The sequence below is a fragment of the Rhodoferax sp. SPJ21 genome (assembly GCF_058216335.1).
In genome coordinates this window covers 722,794-743,311 of record NZ_JBYZMO010000001.1, presented here as the reverse complement: position 1 = coordinate 743,311, position 20,518 = coordinate 722,794, and the positions used below count along the sequence as shown (strand labels likewise).

Annotated in this window: 19 protein-coding genes; 11 read left to right on the top strand and 8 right to left on the bottom strand. The window is 64.4% G+C overall.

Annotated features, from left to right (window positions below):
• Window positions 1-336: 336 nt before the first annotated feature.
• The 5 genes from AC4BBN_RS03235 to AC4BBN_RS03215 all read left to right on the top strand — a co-directional run bounded on the left by AC4BBN_RS03235 (window position 337) and on the right by AC4BBN_RS03215 (window position 5,416).
• Window positions 337-819, top strand: coding sequence for a Spy/CpxP family protein refolding chaperone (locus tag AC4BBN_RS03235; RefSeq protein WP_490590506.1), 483 nt, complete (start codon window positions 337-339; stop codon window positions 817-819).
• Window positions 820-864: 45 nt separating this feature from the next.
• Window positions 865-1,536 carry a response regulator transcription factor gene (locus AC4BBN_RS03230; RefSeq protein WP_490590505.1) on the top strand — a complete coding sequence of 224 codons (672 nt, stop codon included), beginning with the start codon at window positions 865-867 and terminating at the stop codon, window positions 1,534-1,536.
• A complete protein-coding gene (locus tag AC4BBN_RS03225; protein ID WP_490590504.1) occupies window positions 1,529-2,833 on the top strand; it encodes a sensor histidine kinase in 1,305 nt (434 codons plus the stop codon). The genes AC4BBN_RS03230 and AC4BBN_RS03225 overlap by 8 nt, the downstream gene beginning before the upstream one ends.
• Before the next feature lie 107 nt (window positions 2,834-2,940).
• Complete coding sequence (locus tag AC4BBN_RS03220) at window positions 2,941-5,061, top strand: putative bifunctional diguanylate cyclase/phosphodiesterase (RefSeq protein WP_490590503.1); 2,121 nt, start codon at window positions 2,941-2,943, stop codon at window positions 5,059-5,061.
• Window positions 5,062-5,137: 76 nt separating this feature from the next.
• Window positions 5,138-5,416, top strand: a complete 279-nt coding sequence (locus AC4BBN_RS03215; RefSeq protein ID WP_490590502.1) for a c-type cytochrome — start codon at window positions 5,138-5,140, stop codon at window positions 5,414-5,416.
• Window positions 5,417-5,431: 15 nt separating this feature from the next.
• On the opposite strand, the gene pip is transcribed toward AC4BBN_RS03215, so the two are convergent.
• The 3 genes from pip to AC4BBN_RS03200 all read right to left on the bottom strand — a co-directional run bounded on the left by pip (window position 5,432) and on the right by AC4BBN_RS03200 (window position 7,991).
• Window positions 5,432-6,400: a prolyl aminopeptidase gene (gene pip, locus AC4BBN_RS03210; protein ID WP_490591382.1), complete on the bottom strand. Its 969-nt coding sequence runs from the start codon at window positions 6,398-6,400 to the stop codon at window positions 5,432-5,434.
• Window positions 6,401-6,470: 70 nt separating this feature from the next.
• On the bottom strand, window positions 6,471-6,974 hold the full coding sequence (locus AC4BBN_RS03205) for a hemerythrin domain-containing protein (RefSeq protein WP_490590501.1): 504 nt from the start codon (window positions 6,972-6,974) through the stop codon (window positions 6,471-6,473).
• A 96-nt stretch (window positions 6,975-7,070) separates the two neighbouring features.
• Entirely contained in the window at window positions 7,071-7,991 is a 921-nt protein-coding gene (locus AC4BBN_RS03200; RefSeq protein ID WP_490590500.1) for a LysR family transcriptional regulator, read from the bottom strand.
• Window positions 7,992-8,163: 172 nt separating this feature from the next.
• Between AC4BBN_RS03200 and AC4BBN_RS03195 the strand changes: the two genes are divergently transcribed.
• From AC4BBN_RS03195 to AC4BBN_RS03185, 3 genes are all read left to right on the top strand, one after another.
• A complete protein-coding gene (locus AC4BBN_RS03195) occupies window positions 8,164-9,519 on the top strand; it encodes an MFS transporter (RefSeq protein ID WP_490590499.1) in 1,356 nt (451 codons plus the stop codon).
• Window positions 9,520-9,540: 21 nt separating this feature from the next.
• Complete coding sequence (locus tag AC4BBN_RS03190; RefSeq protein ID WP_490590498.1) at window positions 9,541-10,836, top strand: gallate dioxygenase; 1,296 nt, start codon at window positions 9,541-9,543, stop codon at window positions 10,834-10,836.
• Between the two features lie 111 nt (window positions 10,837-10,947).
• Window positions 10,948-12,459, top strand: a complete 1,512-nt coding sequence (locus AC4BBN_RS03185) for a subtype B tannase (RefSeq protein WP_490590497.1) — start codon at window positions 10,948-10,950, stop codon at window positions 12,457-12,459.
• A 13-nt stretch (window positions 12,460-12,472) separates the two neighbouring features.
• On the opposite strand, the gene AC4BBN_RS03180 is transcribed toward AC4BBN_RS03185, so the two are convergent.
• Complete coding sequence (locus tag AC4BBN_RS03180) at window positions 12,473-14,041, bottom strand: flavin monoamine oxidase family protein (RefSeq protein ID WP_490591381.1); 1,569 nt, start codon at window positions 14,039-14,041, stop codon at window positions 12,473-12,475.
• A 390-nt stretch (window positions 14,042-14,431) separates the two neighbouring features.
• On the opposite strand from AC4BBN_RS03180, the gene AC4BBN_RS03175 reads away from it, so the two are divergent.
• Window positions 14,432-15,409, top strand: a complete 978-nt coding sequence (locus tag AC4BBN_RS03175) for an SRPBCC domain-containing protein (protein ID WP_490590496.1) — start codon at window positions 14,432-14,434, stop codon at window positions 15,407-15,409.
• A gap of 52 nt (window positions 15,410-15,461) precedes the next feature.
• Here AC4BBN_RS03175 and AC4BBN_RS03170 read toward each other — a convergent pair whose 3' ends face one another.
• A complete protein-coding gene (locus AC4BBN_RS03170) occupies window positions 15,462-15,923 on the bottom strand; it encodes a tetratricopeptide repeat protein (RefSeq protein ID WP_490590495.1) in 462 nt (153 codons plus the stop codon).
• Between the two features lie 51 nt (window positions 15,924-15,974).
• Complete coding sequence (locus tag AC4BBN_RS03165) at window positions 15,975-16,715, bottom strand: FadR/GntR family transcriptional regulator (RefSeq protein WP_490590494.1); 741 nt, start codon at window positions 16,713-16,715, stop codon at window positions 15,975-15,977.
• Window positions 16,716-16,792: 77 nt separating this feature from the next.
• Here AC4BBN_RS03165 and lhpH point away from each other — a divergent pair, with 77 nt between their 5' ends.
• Window positions 16,793-17,803, top strand: a complete 1,011-nt coding sequence (lhpH, locus tag AC4BBN_RS03160; protein WP_490590493.1) for a trans-3-hydroxy-L-proline dehydratase — start codon at window positions 16,793-16,795, stop codon at window positions 17,801-17,803.
• An 8-nt stretch (window positions 17,804-17,811) separates the two neighbouring features.
• Window positions 17,812-18,729: a delta(1)-pyrroline-2-carboxylate reductase family protein gene (locus tag AC4BBN_RS03155; protein WP_490590492.1), complete on the top strand. Its 918-nt coding sequence runs from the start codon at window positions 17,812-17,814 to the stop codon at window positions 18,727-18,729.
• On the opposite strand, the gene AC4BBN_RS03150 is transcribed toward AC4BBN_RS03155, so the two are convergent.
• Complete coding sequence (locus AC4BBN_RS03150; RefSeq protein WP_490590491.1) at window positions 18,726-20,285, bottom strand: polyamine aminopropyltransferase; 1,560 nt, start codon at window positions 20,283-20,285, stop codon at window positions 18,726-18,728. The genes AC4BBN_RS03155 and AC4BBN_RS03150 overlap by 4 nt on opposite strands.
• Entirely contained in the window at window positions 20,282-20,500 is a 219-nt protein-coding gene (locus AC4BBN_RS03145; protein WP_490590490.1) for a DUF350 domain-containing protein, read from the bottom strand. Before AC4BBN_RS03145 ends, AC4BBN_RS03150 begins: the two co-directional genes overlap by 4 nt.
• Between the last annotated feature and the right edge of the window lie 18 nt (window positions 20,501-20,518).

Genomic DNA, 20,518 nt, shown 5'->3' with positions numbered 1-20,518 from the left:
CGGAATAAGTCTCCGCGAGACTGCGTGCCCTGGATCGGGATGGGATGCTAGGCGCAAACCGCAGACATAGCTTGGGCTATGGCGAGGATTTGCAACGCCGCAGACCGCCCGAGGCCAGGGGTGAGCAGACCGCGAGGGACTTGTTCAGCGTTGCCTTGGGTGAAATGGGTCGATAGCGCAGGTACTATCTGCACTGGGTGCTCTTAAAAATATAGCGTATCCTATGTGTTGCTTGTTGTTGGCGACATAAAACGACACAAACCGATACGGCGCCGAGAAGACCCGCCGGCCACCGCCCGGCACCATGGAGACCTTGATTAACCACGGGGTCACACCATGAAATTTCGCTTCCATAGAAACCTGAAACGCACCTTGTTTGGCCTGATGGGCGCCGGCATCCTGGCTGGCGGCCTCAGCGCCTGCATGGGCCACCGAGAGCATGGCTTTGGCGGTCCGATGACCGAAGAGCGCAGCGCCGAGATGCGCGGCAAGATGATCGAGAAAGTCGGCAAGAAGCTGGAGCTGAACGATGCGCAGAAACAGCTGCTAGGCGTGCTAGGCGACAAGCTGCAAGAACAGCGCAAGGCCTTGATGGCCGGCGGCGACCCGCGTGCCGACATGCTTGACCTGGTCAACGGCGCCAAGTTCAACCGCAGCCGCGCCCAGGCCATAGTGGAGGAAAAGACCACCGCCCTGCGCAGCAAGAGCCCCGATGTGATTGCCGCCGCTGGCGACTTCTATGACGCGCTAAACCCCACGCAGCAGCAACAGGTGCGCGACTTCCTGCAGCGCCGGGGCGGCATGTGGCGCCACGGTTGAAGTAGTGACTCATCCCCAGGCTGCAGCCTGAGGTGAGAATCCAGCATGCCGAAAATCCTCCTGATCGATGACGACGCCCAGCTGGGCGGGCCGCTGGCCCAGTACTTCCAGCGCTTTGGGCTGGAGCTGGTCTGCGCGCTGACGCCTAGCGCCGGGCTGGCCCTGCTGCGCCAGGGCGGGCTGGATGCCGCCATCCTGGACGTCATGCTGCCCGAGATGGACGGCTTTGCCCTGTGCCGCACCATCCGCAAGGACAGCGACATCCCCCTCATCATGCTCACCGCGCGTGGCGAGGTGATGGACCGGGTGGTTGGCCTGGAGCTGGGGGCGGACGATTACCTGCCCAAGCCGTTCGAGCCGCGTGAGCTGGTCGCCCGGTTGCTGACCGTGCTGCGTCGCCAGCGCCAGCCCGGTGCGCTGCAGCAATTGCTGTTCGATGGCTTGGCGATCGACCTGGACACCCGCAGTGTGCGGCGCCAAGGCCAGGCGGTGGAGCTGACCAGCACCGAATTCGAACTGCTGGCCCTGCTAGCGCGCGAGCCTGGCAAGGTCTTCAGCCGTGACGACATCCTGAACCGCCTGCGCGGCCACGAGGCCGAGCTGCAAACCCGGGCGGTGGACCTGCTGGTCAGCCGCCTGCGCAAGAAGCTGGAGCCCTTGGACTGCATCAAAACCTGGCGTAACGCCGGTTACTCGTTGGCGGTAGGTCGTGCGTAGCCGCCCGGCCCGCTGGCGCAGGGCGCGCCATGCTTTCAAACACTCGTTGCGCTGGCGCTTGGTGGGCTTGTTCCTGGCGCTGGCGTTGGCCATGTCGGTTGCTTTTGTGGGCGGCATGCAGCAGGCTTTTTCCGGGGGCTGGCGTGCTGCGGCACGGCCGCTGCTGGCCGACTATGTGGACCACTTGGTGGCCGACCTGGGCAGTCCGCCCAGCATCGAACGGGCCCAGGCCCTGGTGCAGCGCCTGCCTTTGTCGGTGCGCCTGGATGGTCCGCAAGTGCATTGGGATTCGCATCCCGGCAAGTTCGAGCGCCGCTGGGGCCGCAGACATGGTGACGATGGCGAGCCTGGCCTGCTGTCGCGCACCACCGCCGACGGTACGCGCGTGGTGCTGGGCCTGGGCCTGAGCGACACGGAGGATTGGCCGCAGTCGCGCCACTTCATCGTATGGGGCACGCTGGGTGTTTTGCTGCTGCTGACCGCCGTGGCGTATGCCGTGGTGCGCCGCTTGCTACGCCCGTTGGACGATATACGCCTGGGTGCGCAGCGCTATGGCTCTGGCAATTTCAGCCAGCCGATACCGCTGCGCCGCCGGGACGAGCTGGGCGACCTGGCCCAGCGCATCAACACCATGGCGCAAGACATCCACCAGATGCTGGAGGCCAAACGCGGCCTGCTGCTGGCCATCAGCCATGAGCTGCGCTCACCTCTGACCCGTGCCCGCCTGAACACCGAGCTGCTGCCCGAAACCACCGAGCTGCAACCCTTGCGCGAGCCCCTGCTGCGCGACCTGGCGTTGATGCGCGACCTGGTTAGCGACCTATTGGAAAGCGAGCGCCTGGCCAGCCCGCATGCGGCCCTGTACCTGGAGCCCACCGACCTGGCCGAGCTGGTGCGAGAGGTGGTAACCGACCCGGCCGTGCAGCTGCACTTGCAGCCCGGTCTGCCCGTCTGGCCGCTGGACCGCGCACGTCTACGCCTGCTGCTGCGCAACCTGGTGCACAACGCCCAGCTGCACGGCCAGGGGCCGGTGGAGGTGCATCTGGAGCGGTTGGGGCAGGGCGTACAACTGCGCGTGCGTGACCACGGGCCCGGCGTGGCCGACGCGCAATGGGCCCAACTGGCCGAGCCCTTTTACCGGGCCGATACGGCGCGCCAGCGTGGCACCGGTGGTGTGGGGCTGGGGCTGTACCTGTGCCGTCTGGTGGCGCAGGCCCACGGCGGACAGCTCATCTTGCGACCCGCGCAGCCGGGCCTGGAGGCGGTGCTGGATCTGCCATTGCCTGCGGCCACATAGGTAGTACGGAGCACACACGGGCATTTGCTATCTTGGATAATTACCGGCACTTGTGAGCCCTTTGAATACGTTCTTTGGCGCACTTCCTTTCATCCAACAGGGCCGCCATGGATACCCCATTTATTGATGTCAGCTACGCCCCTTGGGTGGTGGTGGTTTCCTATTTGATCGCCAGTTTTGCGTCTTATGTGGCGCTGGACTTGGCCAAGCGCGTGCGCGTGCAGGACCGCTTGCTGAGCATTGGCTGGTGGGCCGGTGGTTCGCTGGCCCTGGGCACCGGCATCTGGTCCATGCACTTTGTGGGGATGCTGGCCATGAGTCTGCCGTTTGCCGTGGGCTATGGCTACGTGGTGACGGCGCTGTCCTGGGTGGCGGCCGTGGTGGTATCGGCAATCGCCCTGTATGTCGCCAGCCGCAATCGCCTGACCACGGCGCGCCTGGTGGGCGGCTCTATCACCATGGGCGCGGGCATCTGCGCCATGCACTACACCGGCATGGCGGCCATGGACATGGTGCCCGGCATCCGCTGGTCCACGCCCTGGGTGCTGGCGTCGGTGGCGGTTGCGGTGGGGGCCTCGGCAGTGGCCTTGCTGATCTTTTTCTGGTTGCGCCGCCAGACGGGCTGGGCTGCCCGGCGTTGGGAGCTGGTGGCGGCACTGGTGCTGGGGGCGGGTATCAGCGGCATGCACTACACCGGCATGGCGGCGGCCTCTTTCCCCCTGGGGTCGCTGTGCCTGAGCGAGAACGAGCTGGGCGGTGATGGCCTGGGTCTGCTGGTGTCTGTGGCCACTGTGGTGCTATTGACCATGACCATGCTGACCTCCGTCATCGACGCGCGCATGCAAAGCAAGGCCGAGGTACTGGCCGCATCCTTGCAAAAAGCCAATACCGAGCTGCAGCAACTCGCTTTCCGCGATGCGCTGACAGGCTTGCCGAACCGGCTGCTGTTCGACGACCGGGTCGCCTTGGCGGTGGAGCGCAGCGTGCGCGACGGCACCTTGCTGGCCGTGTTGTTTGTCGATCTGGATGGCTTTAAGCCGGTGAACGACTCTTTCGGCCACGGCTTTGGCGACATGGTCTTGCGCGAAATGGCCCAGCGCCTGGCCAGCGTGGCGCGTACCACCGATACCGTGGCTCGCGTCGGTGGCGATGAGTTTGTGCTGCTACTGGAGGGCGGGCTGGACACCACCGCCACGGCGCAGATCGCCCAGCGCGTCATCGACGCGCTGACCCAGCCTGTGACCGGCGGCGAGCACGAGGTGCGGCTGTCCTGTTCCATCGGCATCGCTATGTACCCCTCCGATGGCGCGCGCGACCAGCTAATGGCCAATGCAGACGCTGCCATGTATGCCGCCAAGCGCGGTGGTGGCACGGCTTACGCATTTTTTGAGCCGCACATGAATGCCGGCATACGCGAGCAGATCGAGCTGCAGCACGACCTGCGCAGGGCTCTGGAGAATGGGGGCGAGCTGGCCTTGCACTACCAGCCCAAGGTGGGTGCTGGCGGCAGTCTCATCACCGGGGTGGAGGCCCTGTTGCGTTGGAACCACCCGGAGCGCGGCATGGTCAGCCCTGCTGTTTTCATCCCGGTGGCAGAGCGTTTTGGCCTGATCAACCGCCTCGGAAACTGGGTCATAGAAGAAGGCTGCCAGCAGATGCGTGCCTGGATGGCCCAGGGCCTGCGCATCCGCGTGGCCATCAATTTGTCGGTACACCAGCTGCGCCAGGACGACCTGGTGCAGCGCGTGGAGCTGGCTCTGCAGCGCCACGCGGTTGACCCAGCGCTGCTGATTTTCGAGATCACCGAGTCTGTGGCCATGGAGGATGCGGAAGGCACGTTCAAGGCCTTTGAAAACCTGGGCCGGATCGGTGTGAAGCTGTCCATCGACGACTTTGGCACCGGCTACTCCAGCCTGTCCTATCTGCGCCGCTTGCACGTCAGCCAGCTGAAGATAGACCAGTCTTTTGTGCAGGACCTGGAGACCAGTTCCGACGCCCGTGCCATCGTCGAGGCCGTGGTGCAACTGGCCCACGCGCTGGGCCTCAGTGTGGTGGCCGAGGGCGTGGAAACTGCCGCCCAGCGCGACGTGCTGACGGCGCTTCATTGCGACGAGCTACAGGGCTATCTGTTTGCCAAGGCTATGCCGGCCAGCATGATGGCCGACTGGGCCGTCAATATTGGCCGGCCTGCGGACCTGGCGTTCAAAGAGTCGGTGTATCTGAACTGAACCAGGCTCGCCGTTTCAGCGTTTTCAAAAGGGGGGCAGGATGGAATTGCGTAAACAATGCTTGCTGGTTCTGGGTATGCTGTTGGGCCCGGTCCTGGCCGTCGCGGCCGATGGGCTTGCGCTGGCCAAGGCCAAAAATTGCCTGGAATGCCACGCGGTGGACCAGGCCGTCGTGGGCCCGGCGTTCAAGGACATCGCTGCCCAGTACGCGGGCCAGGGGGGCATGGTCGATAAGCTGGCCCACACCATCATCCATGGCGGCCCCACCGACCAAATGGACGTGATGCCGGCCAACCCCCAGGTGTCCGAGGCGGAGGCCCGGCAGTTGGCCGCCTGGATTCTGGGGCTGAAATAGGTTGCTGTCGCCGGACTACAGCCGGCCGGTTAGCTTGAAGCGCTCGGTAGCGGCGACCAACGCGGTGGCGATGCCGGGCTCAAACGCCGCATGGCCTGCGTCTTCCACCATCGTGAAGCTGGCTTCGGGCCAGGCTGCGTGCAGCGCCTTGGCCGAACGCGGCGGGCAGACAGCGTCGTATCGACCCTGGATGATGGTGGCCGGCAGGTGGCGGATGCGCCCCACGTCGCGCACCAGCTGGTTCTCGTCCAGAAAAGCGCCGTTGCGCATGTAGTGTGCTTCCAGCCGGCCCACGCCCAGGGCGACCGCGTCGGAGCCAAAGGCATCCGCCACCTCCGGGTGCGGCAGCAAGTGCAGGCAACTGCCTTCATAGCGGCTCCAGGTGCGGGCTGCGGCCAGGCTTTCAGCCCGGTCGTCACTGAATAGGCGCTGCACGTAGGCCTTGAGCAAATCGCCGCGCTCGGCCTCGGGGATGTGGCCGGCAAACTTCGCATGCGCCTCTGGGAAGAACCAGCGTATGCCGTTCAGAAACCAGTCCACCTCGGCCCGGGTGCAGAGGAAGATACCGCGCAACACAAAACCGGTACAGCGCTCGGGATGGGTTTCGCCATAGGCCAGCGCCAGGGTGGAGCCCCAGGAGCCGCCGAATACCAGCCACTGGCCAATGCCCAGCATCTCGCGCAGTTGTTCAATGTCCTGTACCAGCAGCTGGGTGGTGTTGTTGCGGACATCGCCCAGCGGCGTGGACTTGCCCGCGCCGCGCTGGTCGAACAGCACGATCCGGTAGTACGCGGGGTCGAAGAATTGCCTGTGCTTTGGCGATGTGCCAGAGCCCGGTCCGCCATGCAGAAACAGCACCGGCACGCCGTCCGGGTTGCCACATTCTTCCCAGTACAGGGTGTGGATGTCGTCCACCGCCAGCGTGCCACTGCGGTAGGGTTCTACAGGGGGGTAAACCGGAACGACGGTGGGCGTATCTGCCATGGTGCTGCCTTTGCTGGTGATGGTGTCAAGCGAAGGCAGCATTGTGCAGGCAGCCGAGCCCCGAGCCGCATCAGGCGGTGCTGGTCTCGGCCTGGCGTGCCTTGTCGGAGCAGCTGGCGCCGCCGCAGCCGTGGATGGGCGTATCTGGCAGGGCCTGTGGCATAGCGACCTGGCCGGTGGACGGGTCGTAGCCTATGCCGCGCAAATGCAGGGCCAGTGCGGCGTCCATCGACTGGGCGTGGGCCGGGAACCAGGCGGCCAGCTCGCGGGCCATGTCGCGCACCACGTCCAGCTTGCCATCATGCCCGTTGCGCAGGCCTTCGCGCATCACCTGCAACACCACTTTGTGCTGCAGGCTGTGGCAGTTGGAGGATGAAAACCCGGTGTCGCGCATCCACGCGTCTTCCTGGCCGAAATGCGCTTCGGTGTGTGTGATCAGTTCTGCCCAGTGGCGTACCACGCTGTCGTCCGGCGCGGCTTCGACCAGCGCCAACAGGTCTACAAATTCGTGGTGGGTGTGGTCCATTTCCGCCAGGTCCAAGACCAATGCGTTGCTCCATTCCAGCTGTGCCATGTTCAGAGTCCTTTCAAGCTGCTGCAGCTTAGGTGGATTGGCGAGGCTTGTACTTGATCCAGGTCATGGGGCGGAATACCTGCAGCCGATTCAACGCTAAGGCAGCAGAGTGCCCGCACTTTGGCGTGACAACTGGTGCGCCGCCCGATGCAGGTGGGCAATGCAGTGGCGTATGGCGGGGGACAGTACGGAGTCGCTACGCACAATGGCGCCCACGGTGAGAGGAAAGCCACCCTCTGCCAGCGGCACCAGGCTCAGGAACGGTGCGGCCATGGGGTGGGTAGCGATCTGCTGCGGCATCAGTCCCACGAAGTCGCCGGTGGCGACCAGCGACAACAGGGCCAGAGTGGAGTTCACGATGGCGCCTACCGGCGGTGCGGGCAGGCCATGGCTTTCAAACAGCAGCTTGGCGTAACCGGTGTCGTTGGAGGCGCCGGTGTAGACCCATTTGGCTCCCATCAATTGTTGTAGCGAGGTGGCGCGCGCCAGCGGGCTGCCCTTGCGCACCACGACCACCATGCTGGTTTGCAGCAGCGGCTCGACGACGAATTCACCCGACGACAGGCCGGTCGGTATGCCACCCACGGCGATGTCCACATGGCCGTTACGCAGGCGCTGCATTTGCGCCTGGTACAGCTCTTCGCTGACGCGCAGCTGGATCTCGGGGAACTCGCGGCCAAAGGTGCGCAGGGTTTCAGGAATCAGCAGCATCACCGCCAGCGGCACCGCGCCTATGTGCAGCGAACCCACCATCTTGCCGCCCAGCTGGTTGATCTCATCCACCGCCGTACCCAGCTCCTTGCAGACCGCCAGTGCCCGCTGGTACAGCACCGTGCCCTGGGCCGTGGGCAACACGCCTTTGGAGGTGCGCACCAGCAGCGTGGTGGCCAGCTCTACCTCTAGTTCGCGGACCATTTTGGTGAGGGCGGGTTGTGATATCTGCATGCGTCTGGCGCCGCTGCGCAGGCTGCCTTCTTCGATGGTGGCGATCAAGGCCCGTAGCGTCGTGAGTTTCATGGGGCGCATGGTAACGACTCGTGTGGGCGTGTGGAATCCTGATAACCAGAGGTTATCGCGGCGGGCTTTGTGGCATCTGGTGGGAAGCGGTTCGTCTGCCCAGAATGCGGTCCTTGCCATGTCTGGCACTGCGCCAGTGCACTCGAAAACTACAACGGAGACCTCTCACACCATGCAGCTTGCCCCTACCCTGAACGTCCGGGAATTCATCAACAGCAGACCCCTCTCACGCAACCAGTGGTGGCTGGTGGTGCTGTGTTTTTTGATAGTTGCCGTGGACGGCATGGACGTTGCCATCATGGGCTTCATCGCACCGTCCATCCTGGCCGAATGGCATATCTCGCGCCCCGCTTTCGGCATAGTGATGGGGGCGGCCCCCATCGGCTTGGCGCTGGGCGCCTTGTTTGCGGGCTCCTCGTCGGACTGGTTCGGCCGGCGCAAGGTGCTGCTGTTTTCGGTGCTGGGCTTTGGCCTATGCACCCTGTTCACCGCCTTCGCACGCAACCCCACCGAGATGGCCTTGCTGCGCCTGCTGACTGGTCTGGGCCTGGGGGCGGCTATGCCCAACGCCACCACGCTGCTGTCTGAGTACGTGCCAGAGCGTCGACGTGCCTTTTTGGTGGCCATCATGTTCACCGGCTTCAACCTGGGTTCGGCCATGGTGGGCTTTGCGGCAGCCGCGCTGATACCGGCGTTTGGCTGGCAGTCTGTACTGGTGATGGGCGGCGCCTTGCCCTTGCTGCTGTTGCCCATGCTGTTCTTCTTCTTGCCCGAGTCGGCGCGTTTCATGGTGACCCGTGGCTACACCACGGCGCAAATCGGCGAGGTGCTGGCCAAGGTCAGCCAGAGCCCTTTGCAGGGCGTGCGTGAATTTATCTCTGGCGAAGCCGCTGTGGGTGCGCGCCAGCCCTTGGCTGTGCTGTTCCACCAGGGTTTTCGCCTGCGCACCATCACCCTGTGGGTGACCTACTTCATGGGTTTGCTGGTGATCTACCTGACCACCAGCTGGTTGCCCACCATGATGAAAGACGCCGGCATGTCGGTGGACCGTGCTGCCAATGTGACTGCCATGTTCCAACTGGGCGGCACCGTGGGTGCGCTGCTGGTCGGTTGGCTGATGGACCGCATGAATCCGAACAAGGTTATCGCCGGTGCCTACATCCTGGGGGCTGTGGCCCTGGTGGTGATGGGCCTGAACGGTCTGATGTCCGCGTCCATCGTGGCGTTGGTGGTGGCCGTGGGCTTCTGTCTGAGCGGCGCGCAGACCGGACTGAACGGCTTTGCCCCGGGTTGCTACCCCACCATGGCCCGCGCCACCGGCGTGAGCTGGATGCTGGGCGTGGGCCGCCTGGGCAGCATCATGGGCTCGTCGATTGGCGGCGTGCTGCTCAGCCTGGGCTGGGGTTTTGAAGGCATCTTCACCGTGCTGGCCGTGCCGGCGGTGCTGGCCGGGCTGGCGATTTTGCTGAACCGCCGCAGCATTGCGACCACCCCGACGATTCCTTACGCATCACAGAGCGCGCACTGAGCGCCATTTAGAAAGAGAACTATGGCCACCATCATCGGCGGTATCGCCGCCTCCCATACGCCGACGATTGGCTTCGCGTTCGACCGCAACAAACGCGACGACCCGGTCTGGGCGCCCATCTTCGAGGCCTTTGCCCCGGTGCAAGCCTGGCTGGCCGAGAAGAAGCCCGACGTGCTGCTGTTCATCTACAACGACCACGTCACCTCCTTCTTCTTCGACCACTATTCGGCCTTCGCATTGGGCGTGGGGCCGGAATGGAAAGTGGCCGACGAAGGCGGCGGCGAGCGCGACCTGCCGGCCGTGCCAGGCCACCCTGCGCTGGCCGCGCACATCGGCCAGTCGCTGGTGGCGGACGAGTTCGACATGTCCTTCTTCCAGGACAAGGCCCTGGACCATGGCTGCTTTTCGCCGCTGTCCATGCTGTGCCCGCACGAGCCTACCTGGCCGGTGCAGGTCGTGCCGCTGCAGATGGGCGTGCTGCAGTTTCCCGTGCCCAGCGCACGCCGTTGCTACAAGCTGGGCCAGGCGCTGCGCCGCGCCATCGAAAGCTACCCCGAAGACCTGCGCGTGGCCATCGTGGCCACCGGCGGCCTGTCGCACCAGGTGCATGGTGAGCGCGCCGGCTTCAACAACCCGGCCTGGGACGCCCGCTTCCTGGAGATGTTTGAAAACGACCCCCAGCGCCTGACTGAGATGACCCAGGCCGAATATGCCGAGCTGGGCGGACTGGAGGGTGCCGAGGTCATCATGTGGCTGACCATGCGCGGCGCCTTGTCCAGCCAGGTGCGCAAGCTGCACCAGAGCTACTACCTGCCATCCATGACCGGCATCGCCACCGCCATCTACGAAAACCTGGCCGCCCCCGCGCAGGCCGGCGAGATCGCCCGCCACCAGGCCCATATGGCGCGCCAGTTGGATGGAGCCCAGTCGCTCAAGGGCACCTATCCCTTTGATCTGAAGCGCAGCGCGCAGGCCTACCGGATGAACCGCTACCTGCACGCCATGGTGCAGCCCGCGCACCGCGCCGCCTTCCTGGCCGACCCCGAGGCCAGCTTTGCCGCCGCTGATTTGTCTGAGCAGGAACGCAGCCTGCTGCGCGCCCGTGACTGGCGCGGCCTGCTGCACTACGGCGCGATCTTCTTTGTGCTGGAAAAGTTGGGTGCGGTGCTGGGCGTGTCGAATCTGCACATCTACGCTGCCATGCGCGGCGAAACGCTGGAGCAATTCCAGCAGACCCGTAATGCACCCGGTGCCTTGTATTCGGTGGCCGGCGGTGCCAGCGCGCCGCAGGCCTGGGACAAGCCCGCAGCGCGCTGATTGCTCTGCTTTTGATAGCTGCCTGCGCAGTTGCAATCTGCGCGGCAGTCTGATTTTTTGAACAGCACTGGGCTAGCCAGCCGATGCTGTGCTGGCCATAATCCTTGCACCATGATGTACCTACGCCATGTACCCCGGGCCGCCGCCGCGTTGACGGCCTGCCTGCTGCTTGCTTGCAGCAGCCCTGTCATTCAGCCGCGTGCGGACGCACCCTCCGTTTCCATGCAATTTGACCCCAACCATTACCAAACCCAGCAACTGCTGGTCGATGGCCAGACCGTCACGGTGCGGGCTTTCGAGAACCTGGTGTACGTCGCTCACCCGGTGGACCCGAGCTACCAGGCCATGAATATCTATGTGCCCGAGGCCTACTTCCACGGCCAGACCGTGGGGCGCTTTAACGCGCAGACAGCGCCTATCTTCCTGCCCAACCAGGTGGGCGGCTATATGCCGGCCAAGCCAGGCACCCCCGCTAGCCGCAACGGTCCACCCCCCGCCGCTGGCCAAACTGCCCCGGCCAGCGCCATCGCCGTGGCTTTGTCCCAGGGCTTCGTCGTGGCAGCGCCCGGCGCGCGGGGCCGTACCGCCGTTACCGGTAAGGCACCGGCAGCCATCGTCGACCTGAAGGCGGCTGTGCGCTACCTGCGCTTCAACGATGCGCGCATGCCCGGCGATGCCGAAAAAATCATCTCCAATGGCACCAGCGCTGGCGGCGCGCTGTCGGCTCTGCTGGGGGCCAGCGGCAACAGCCCCGACTACGCGCCAGCACTGCAGGCGCTGGGCGCGGCAGAGGCACGCGACGACATCTTCGCCGTCTCGGCCTACTGCCCCATCACCAACCTGGAGCACGCCGATAGCGCCTATGAATGGCTGTTCAACGGCATCAACGACTACAAGAAGATCGAGCTGTCCATGCTCGACTTCAATGTGCAGCGCAAGGAAGTGGCGGGCAGCCTGACGGACGCGCAGATCCGCGTGTCGGCCGATTTGAAGGCCCAGTTTCCCGCCTACCTGAACAGCCTGGCTCTGCGCGGCCCGCAAGGCCAGCCGCTGACGCTGGACAGCGCTGGCCAGGGCAGCTTCCAGGCCTATGTGCAGTCTCTAGTGCTGGCCTCGGCACAAACCGCGCTGGACCAGGGCCAGGACTTGTCGGGCCTGGCCTGGCTGACAGTGCAAAACGGCGTGGTGCGCGGCCTGGACTGGGCCGGCTATGTGCGTTACGCGGGGCGCATGAAGTCCCCGCCCGCATTCGACGAGCTTGACCTCAGCAGCGGCGAGAACCAGCTGTTCGGCACGGCGGCGGTGGATGCGCAGCATTTCAGCGCCTGGGCCAGCCAGCACAGCACGGTGGCTGCCACGCAGACCGATGCGCAGACAGTGAAGATGATGAACGCCATGGCCTATATCGGCGCGCCCGGGGCGAGCACCGCCGGCCATTGGCGCATACGCCACGGCACCAAGGACCGCGATACCTCCCTGGCCGTGCCCGTCATGCTGGCTAGCGCCCTGCAGAACCGGGGCTATGCGGTGGACCTGGCGCTGCCCTGGGACCGCCCGCACAGCGGCGACTACGATCTGCCCGAGCTATTTGCCTGGATGACACGCATCAGCACCGCGCCGTGAAGACCTGGATGGCCTAGGCGGCCTGGTGCCCCTGGGTGAAGGCTTCCTCAAATACCGAGTAGCCCGCCCAGTCGCTGTGCGCAAACGCAATTCGCTCTGTTTTTTGTAGCTGCTCGCGCAGGTTAAATGTGCGCTGCAGGCCGATTTGGCTTGAAAGTGCGGGCGTGGGTATGGCCATGGCGTGGCCGTAGCGGGTGATGTCGATGCGCTTGGTTTTGCTGCGGATGTCCGGGTGGGCTGTGGCCAGCTCGGCCAGGATTTCGTCGCGCCACTGCGCCCAGGGTTTTTCCAGCAGCAGGCGCCGGCCGTCGGGCACATCGCCCAGTGCGCGGTAATAGCTCAGCACTGTGGCGCCGGGCACGGGCTGCAGGCTTTGGTGCATGGCGTCCACATAGCCCAGGCCGGGTGCGTCGTACAGCACGTTGTCCCAGCTGGGGGCCGGGCCGGGGCGGTCAAACAGCGGCGCTTCAATGTGGATGTTCGCCACCAGCCAGGGCGCGTAGGTGGTAGTTGCGGCGGCTTGGCGCAGGAAGTCCGGCGGGTTCTGCATCACGCGCGCGGCAATGAAAACGGGCAGCGCCACGATGGCGCGGCGCGCCTGCCAGCGCTCCAGCGCGTGGGTGGCGGTGTTGTAGGCGTCTACTTCTATGCCGTGCTTGGTCGCAGTGATGCGCACCACCACCTGGCCGGTACGCAAGCGATCACCTAAGGGCGTGGCCAGGCGGCGTGTCAGCCAGGCATTGCCCTCGGGCCAGGTCAGCACGCTGTCACGCTCACCGCTATCCGCACCCGGCGCATGGAAGCCGTGGCGGCTGGCGAAGTAGTGGATGCCGGCCCAGGCGGATACGGTGGCCGCACCCGCGCCAAAGTCGTCGCGGCAGCAGTAGTCCAGGTACCAGCGCAGATAGCTGTCGTTCAGGCCGTTCTGCTCCAGCCATGCTGCGAAAGTGATAGCTGCTAGCGCACGTTGTACCTGCGCCAGAGGCTTGTTTGACATGGGAATGGTCCAGCGTGCCTGCCCACGCAGCTGCTCCACCAGCGCGGCCATCTTTTGGTACTGGGCCAGCGTCTCTGCACCTACGCCGGCTACCGGCAGCAGACCGTCTTGCCAGGCGCCGTGCAGGTACAGCCGCTCTTGCGGGCTGTGGCACAAATGGCGTTCCTCGTATTCCCAGCGGCCTGCCACGCGCTTGCGCAGGCCCAGCTCTTCCAGCAGGTTTTGCACATCGGGTGCGTCGTCGCCGGGTACGGGCAGGTAGTGCGCGCCCAGCGGACATGCAATACCGTTGACCGTGCCGCCCCGGCTGTTGCCGCCGGCGCTGTCTTCCAGCTCCAGCAGGGCGAAGTCTTCAACACCTTTCAAGCGCAAGGCCCGCGCCGCCGCGAGGCCGGATACGCCGCCGCCGGCGATCAGCACCTCGGTGCGGCGGGTAATGCTGGGCGTGGGGTAGCTGCGGGTGTCGCGCAGCAGGTGGCCGCGCTCGAAGTGGATACCGGTGAAACCGCCCGTGATCTCTGATGGGCTTTGGCAGCCCAGCAGGGGCAGGCTGCTGGCGGCGGCGAGAAATTGGCGGCGGTGCATCATGCCGAATTGCCGTCCAGGCAACCTGGGGCCGATCCGCGTAGCTGCGGACGGGAGGTGGTCTGCATGGAGGAGGCCAAGGGTGTGGAAAAATGCGTTGGCATTCAGAGCAAGCGGAAGCAGCTGGGACGTGGACGAGATGCGTTACAGGTCGGCGGGGCGCTGCGTTTTACCGCAGATTCGACTTTAGCAGTTGGATGGCCAGAGGCCGCTTGCGACCCTACCCATGGCGCTCGTTTGCTGGCGCGGTTGTCTAGGATAAGAGCCGATGGAGAACTTCAACCATATTGGGGCTGTACCTTGATAGCCTAGCCATTGGCCGCAGTGGCGGTATGGTGAAATTTCAATTGAAGCCGCATTACCCCTCGCACTTGGAAAAAAGCTCAGCCCATGACAGACAAACCCACATCGTTTCCCCCCAAGTGGAAGGTGTTTTTTGCCGGAGCCGGTTATGGCTTGCTGATGCGCCTCCTCTTTGGGATGGCGACATTTTTAAATACATCAAGCCCCAGTTCGCCAAGCGGCCCGATGTTGCTGTCATTTGTGATGGCTGTCCCTTTGCTGATTGGCGCCTACACCGTGTACGCGTCTCGGCTACACGCATCCAGTTTGGGATTCGCGCTGTTTGCGCCCTGGCTGCCAACATTGTGTTTTGTGGCGGGTACGGCGTTGCTACTGATAGAGGGGTCGATCTGCATTGCCATGGCTCTACCGATCTTCTTGTTGATGGCATCGGTGGGGGGCCTGCTGGCGTGGTTGGTGTTGAAGACAATGGTGCCCCGTCCGGGCGCGGTCAATGCCCTCCTGTTATTGCCGTTGCTGGCCGGATATGGCGAGACGCAATTGCCGCTGCCGCAGGCAGTAAGCCAGAGTCGATCGTCCATCTACATAGCAAGCAAACCCGAAGTAGTGTGGGGTTACATCAACCATGCGGTGGACATCCAGCCCGCCGAAATGCAGGGCGGGCTGGCCTACATGATCGGCGTGCCGTATCCGCTGGAAGCGATCACGCAGGTGGAAGGAGGACAGCGGGTGCGCAAGCTACGCTGGGCAAAAGATGTTCACTTTGACGAGCCGATCACCGCATGGGACGAAAACCGCTTCATTCGCTGGACCTATGCGTTCAAGCCGGAATCATTTCCACCGGGTTCCCTGGACGACCATGTGCTGATTGGCGGTAAATACTTTGACCTTGTCGATACCTCTTACCGGCTGGTGCCGGAAGGTGAAGGTACGCGCTTGGAGATCGATGTGCACTACCGCGTTAGCACCCATTTCAACTGGTATTCGGGCTGGTGGGGGCGGGTGCTGGTAGACGATTCTGCTACCGCCATTTTGCGGTTTTACAAACACCGCAGCGAGGCTTGAGGGCAGTCCATTACCAATGGGGGGCTACGCTGGCCCCGTACTGAAGGCCGTCTCAGGGATGGCTGGCCTGGTAGTTCGAAATCGCCTTGGCCAGGTCTTCGTATTCTTCGCAACTGCGGTTGCCGCAAATCTGCTCCAGCGCGGCAAGGTGCTTTTGGGCCTCAGCAGGTTGCTGGTTCATCAGATAGGCCTCGCCAATGTACTCGTGGGCACCCCGGTGTTTGGGGTTCAGCTGCAGTGCGATTTTGTAATGCTCAAAGGCCTTGGCCAGGTTCGGCGTGGGGCTCTTGCGGGCGGTGTAGCCCATCAGGTTGTGGATGTCGGCGTTGCGCGGGTCGGCGCGCACCGCTGTGTCCAGCTCGGTCTGCGCCAGGCCCCAGTTGCGTGCCTGGATGGCCGCCTGCGCGGCTTTCAGGTGGTCGTCCGAGTTGGTCTCGGACATGGTGCCCTTGGCGTGGGCTGTTCCGCAGGCGAGCAGGCTTGCGGTGAGCAGTGTGTAGATGAAGCGGCGCATATCGGACTCCCATGGGTTGCCTGAATGCCAGTTATAGACGGTTTGGCGGGCTTACGTCGCCAGCATGTCTTTCTGCACCCGCTCCAGATGCTGCCGTACATAGAAGCCCGCTGCCTCCTGGTTGCCGGTGGCAATGGCCTCGTAGATCAGCCGGTGCTCGTACACATACAGCCTGGCGCGGGCCGGGTCGTGTATGCCGTGGTCGCGCAGCTGGCGCCAGAGCGGCTCGTCCACGGCGGAGGCCACCACCTGGGCAATCGCCTGCATCACCGGGTTGCCGGTCATCAGCGCGATGCGGTGGTGGAACTGGCGGTCGGCCTCGTTCCAGTCGCGGCGCTGGGCCGGGTCGCTGAGGTCGCTGGTGCGCTCCATCAGGTCCAGCAGGCGTTCTATCTCTTCGTCGCGCCGGCCCACGGCGGCTGCAAACTGGGCGACCAGCGGCTCTATGGCCAGCCGAGCGGCCAGGGTAGACAAGGGGCTGGTGTCGGGTTGACTGGGGGGTGCCTTCAGCGCGCGCATCACTTCCAGCGCGTTGTCGCGTACAAAGGAGCCGGAGTGGGGCTTGGTCTGCACCACGCCCTGGTTCACCAGCTCGCCCATGGCCTCGCGCACCGTGGCGCGGCCCACGCCCAGGGTGGTTGCCAGGTCGCGCTCGGCTGGTAGGCGCGAGCCGGGCGGGTAGCTGCCGTCCTGGATGGATTTCTTCAAGCGCTCGGCGACCAGTTCGTAGAGCTGGGGCACGCGCAGCGGCGATGCGCTGGGTTCAGTGGCGGAGAGGGCGGGGTGTTTCATAAATTGGCATAATTTTAAAACCAGTTTGGTTAAAATTAAACCAGATTGCCTTGTCAAATCTCTCCTGAAAGTCCGCCATGTTGAATCTAGTCCGTAGCGTCCAGACCGTGGATGCCCATACCGGCGGCGAGCCGCTGCGTATTCTGGTGTCCGGCATGCCGGCCGTGCCGGGCAACGGCATTCTGGAGAAACGCGCCTGGCTCAAAGCCCACCGCGACGACCTGCGCCAGTTTCTGATGAACGAGCCGCGCGGCCATGCCGACATGTACGGCGCCTACCTGCTGCCGCCCACCACGCCAGAAGCTGACTTTGGCGTGATCTTCATCCACAACGAGGGCTATAGCGATATGTGCGGCCACGGCATCATCGCCCTGGGCAAGGTGCTGGTGGAGCTGGGCTATGTGGAGCGCACCAGCCCGCTGACGCGCATTGGCTTTGACGCACCGGCGGGCTTTATTGAAGCCTTTGTGGAGTGGGATGGCCAGCGTGCAGGCAAGGTCACTTTCAAGAACGTGCCAGCCTTCATCTACCTGCGCGACCTGGAGGTGCAGACCCCCAGCTTTGGTACGGTGCGTGGCGACATCGTGTTTGGCGGCGCGTTCTACTACTACCTGAACGCCGAACAGGCCGGGTTGACGGTGAAGCCTGAACTGGTCCGTCAGCTGATCCAGCTGGGCGCGGAAACCAAGGCCGCCGTGATGGCCAAAGTGAAGATCCAGCACCCGCTGGAGCCGGGGCTGGACCAACTCTACGGCAGCATCATCGACAGCGCACCCAATTGTGCGGGAGTGGACCAGTCCAACGTCTGCGTGTTTGCCGACCGCGAGGTGGACCGCTCGCCCACCGGTACCGGCACCTCGGGCCGGGCGGCCCAGCTGTTTCTGCGCGGCCAGCTGGCCCTGGGCGCGAACTATGTGAACGGCAGCATCGTCGGCAGCCAATTCGAGGTGAAGGTCACGCAGGCGGTGAAGGTCGGCGACTTCGACGGCGCGCTCACCGAGGTCACCGGCAGCGCCCACATCATGGGCCACCACCAGTGGGTGCTGGAAGAGCTGGACCCGTTCCCCACCGGTTTCTTTTTACGCTGAGGCCCACCATGCAGATTCTGAACGCCGTACAGACCGCTCAGGCCTTGCCCTATGCGCAACTGGTGCCTGCCGTAGCGCAGGCCGCGCGCGAGCTGGCGCAACAGAAAATCCAGGCGCCTGAGCGTATGGTCGTGCCCATGGCAGCGGGTGGCGTGCTGCTGGCCATGCCCGCCGTGGGCCACGACCTGAGCGTGACCAAGCTGGTTACCGTGCACCCGGGCAATGGTGCGCACGGCCTGCCCGTGATCCAGGGCGAGGTGGTGGTGATGGACACCGCCACCGGCCGCCGCCTGGCTTTGCTGGACGGCCCCACCGTCACGGCTCGCCGCACTGCGGCCGTCAGCTTGCTGGGCATCGAGACGCTGGCACCCCACACGCCAAAGACCGCTTTGCTGATCGGCACCGGCGCCCAGGCTGCTGCACATGCGGACGCCCTGGTGGAACATCTGGGCATCGCCCAATTCTGGATCGCCGGGCGCAGCCTGGCGGCGGCACAGGCCTTCTGCGCGAAGCTACAGGCCCAGCATCCGCAGGTTGACGCTACCGCCATGCTGGTTAGCGACTTGCAAGATGCCTTGCCGGCGACCGATCTGGTGCTGGCCTTGACGACATCGCGCACGCCTGTCATTCCCGCCCACATCGGCGCGCAGACCTTGGCCATCGGCGTAGGGGCGTTCAAACCGGATATGGCGGAATTCCCTGCGGCACTGCTGCACAGCCGGCAGATCGTGGTGGACGACCTGGGCGGCGCCCGGCATGAGGCCGGCGATCTGCTGCAGGCTGGCGTGGACTGGGGGCAGGTGCGGGACTTGGCGTCTGTGCTGGATACGCCACTGGCCCCCAGTGCTGTAACGCCGGTGTTCAAAACCGTGGGTCAAGCGGCCTGGGATTTGGCAGCGGCGCGGGTGGCGATGGCCAGCCTTTAGCGCGCCACTACCTTGCCCCATTCCTCTTCATAGGTGGTCACCAGCACCTGGTTCGACAGCCGGTTGACCTCAGTCGGCACGCGCGCCATGTCCAGCGGGAAGTCGAACAGTGCGGGCAGGCTGGGCGGGCTCAGGAAGCGCAGGCCGGCTGGCAGTGTGGTGGGGATGCGGTAGGGCCGGCGGCTGGCGATGATGTAACCCCATTCGCCGAAGCTGGGCACATGGGCGTGGTAGGGCGTGGTGTGCAGGCCCACGGATTCGATGGTGGTGGCCACGGTCCAGAAACTTTTGCGCGCCACCAGTGGCGAGGTGGTCTGGATCACGGCGTAGCCGCTGGCCGACAGGCGCTGGTCCAACAGGCTGTAGAAGGAATTTGTATAGAGCTTGCCGATGGCGAAATTCGTCGGGTCGGGGAAGTCCACGATGACCACGTCGAAGGTTTCCGTGTTGGTTTGCAGCCAGTTGAAGGCGTCGGTGTTGACGATGTGAAGCTTGGGTGAGAGCAGGGCGCCGCCATTGAGCTGCACCAGCGCCGGCTGGGTGGCAAACAGCGTGGTCATGGCCGGGTCCAGCTCGACCAGGGTGATGCTTTCCACGCCGGGGTACTTCAGAATTTCGCGCACCGCCATGCCGTCGCCACCGCCCAGCACGGCCACCTTTTTCGGCGCGGCGCCGCTGGCCGAGAAGGCCGACATCACCGGGTGTACCAGGGCTTCGTGGTAGCGGTATTCGTCACGCTGGGCGAACTGCAGATTGCCGTTCAAGAACAGGCGGTAGCCGGCCTTGCCTTCGCCCGCGCTGTGCGTCACCACGATGCGCTGGTAGGGCGTGGCCTGGGCGATGACGACGCGGTCCTGGTAGAGCTTGTCTTCGGCCCAGGTGGTAATCAAGTCGGCTGCCGCCATGGCGGCGGCCAGTGCGGCCAGCGTCGCCGCGCAGGCCAGGGCGTGGGCCTTGAATTGGCGCAGGTCGTGCCGGAACAGCCACAGCGCCCACAGCGCCACCGTGGCGTTCATCAGGCCGAACAGCAGGCCGGTGCGTATGAGCCCCAGGTGGGGCACCAGCACCAAGGGGAAGGCCAGCGACACGGCTAGCGCGCCCAGGTAGTCGAAGGTCAGCACCTGCGACACCAGGTCGCGCAGCGCCACATTGCGCTTCAGAATGCGCATGACCAGCGGAATCTCCAGCCCCACCAGCGTACCGACCAAAATTACCAGGCTGTACAGCAGCGGGCGAAAGGCATTGGGCAGATAGGCATTTGCTATAAAAAGAAGAGCTGGAAGTGCACCACCTACCAGCGCTACCAGCAGTTCTATGCGTAAGAAGTGGGCGGGCAGCTGGCGCTCGAAAAAGCGCGACAGGTAAGAGCCCACGCCCATGGCAAACAGGTAGCTGCCGATCACCGTGGAAAACTGCAGCACCGAGTCGCCCAGCAGGTACGAGGCCAGCGCACCCGCCGCCAGCTCGTACACCAGGCCGCAGGCGGACACGATGAAAACCGAGGCGAGCAGCGCCACCTCGACCGGGCGTGGCCCGGGTTTGTCTGTCAGGCTCAATGGATGGCCGCTGCCACGATGATGCAGATACCTAGTGACATAGCTGCGACTACGAGTGCCAGCGCCAGGTTCTGCTTCTCGATGATTTCTTCCCACAGCTTGTAGGGCGTGAGCTTGTCCATCACCACAAAGCACAGACCAAAAACTGCCACACCGATCAGCGCGTACACGATGGAGCCGAAGACGACCCCAGCTTTCAACCATTCAACATCCATGGAGATCTCCTTCAAAAA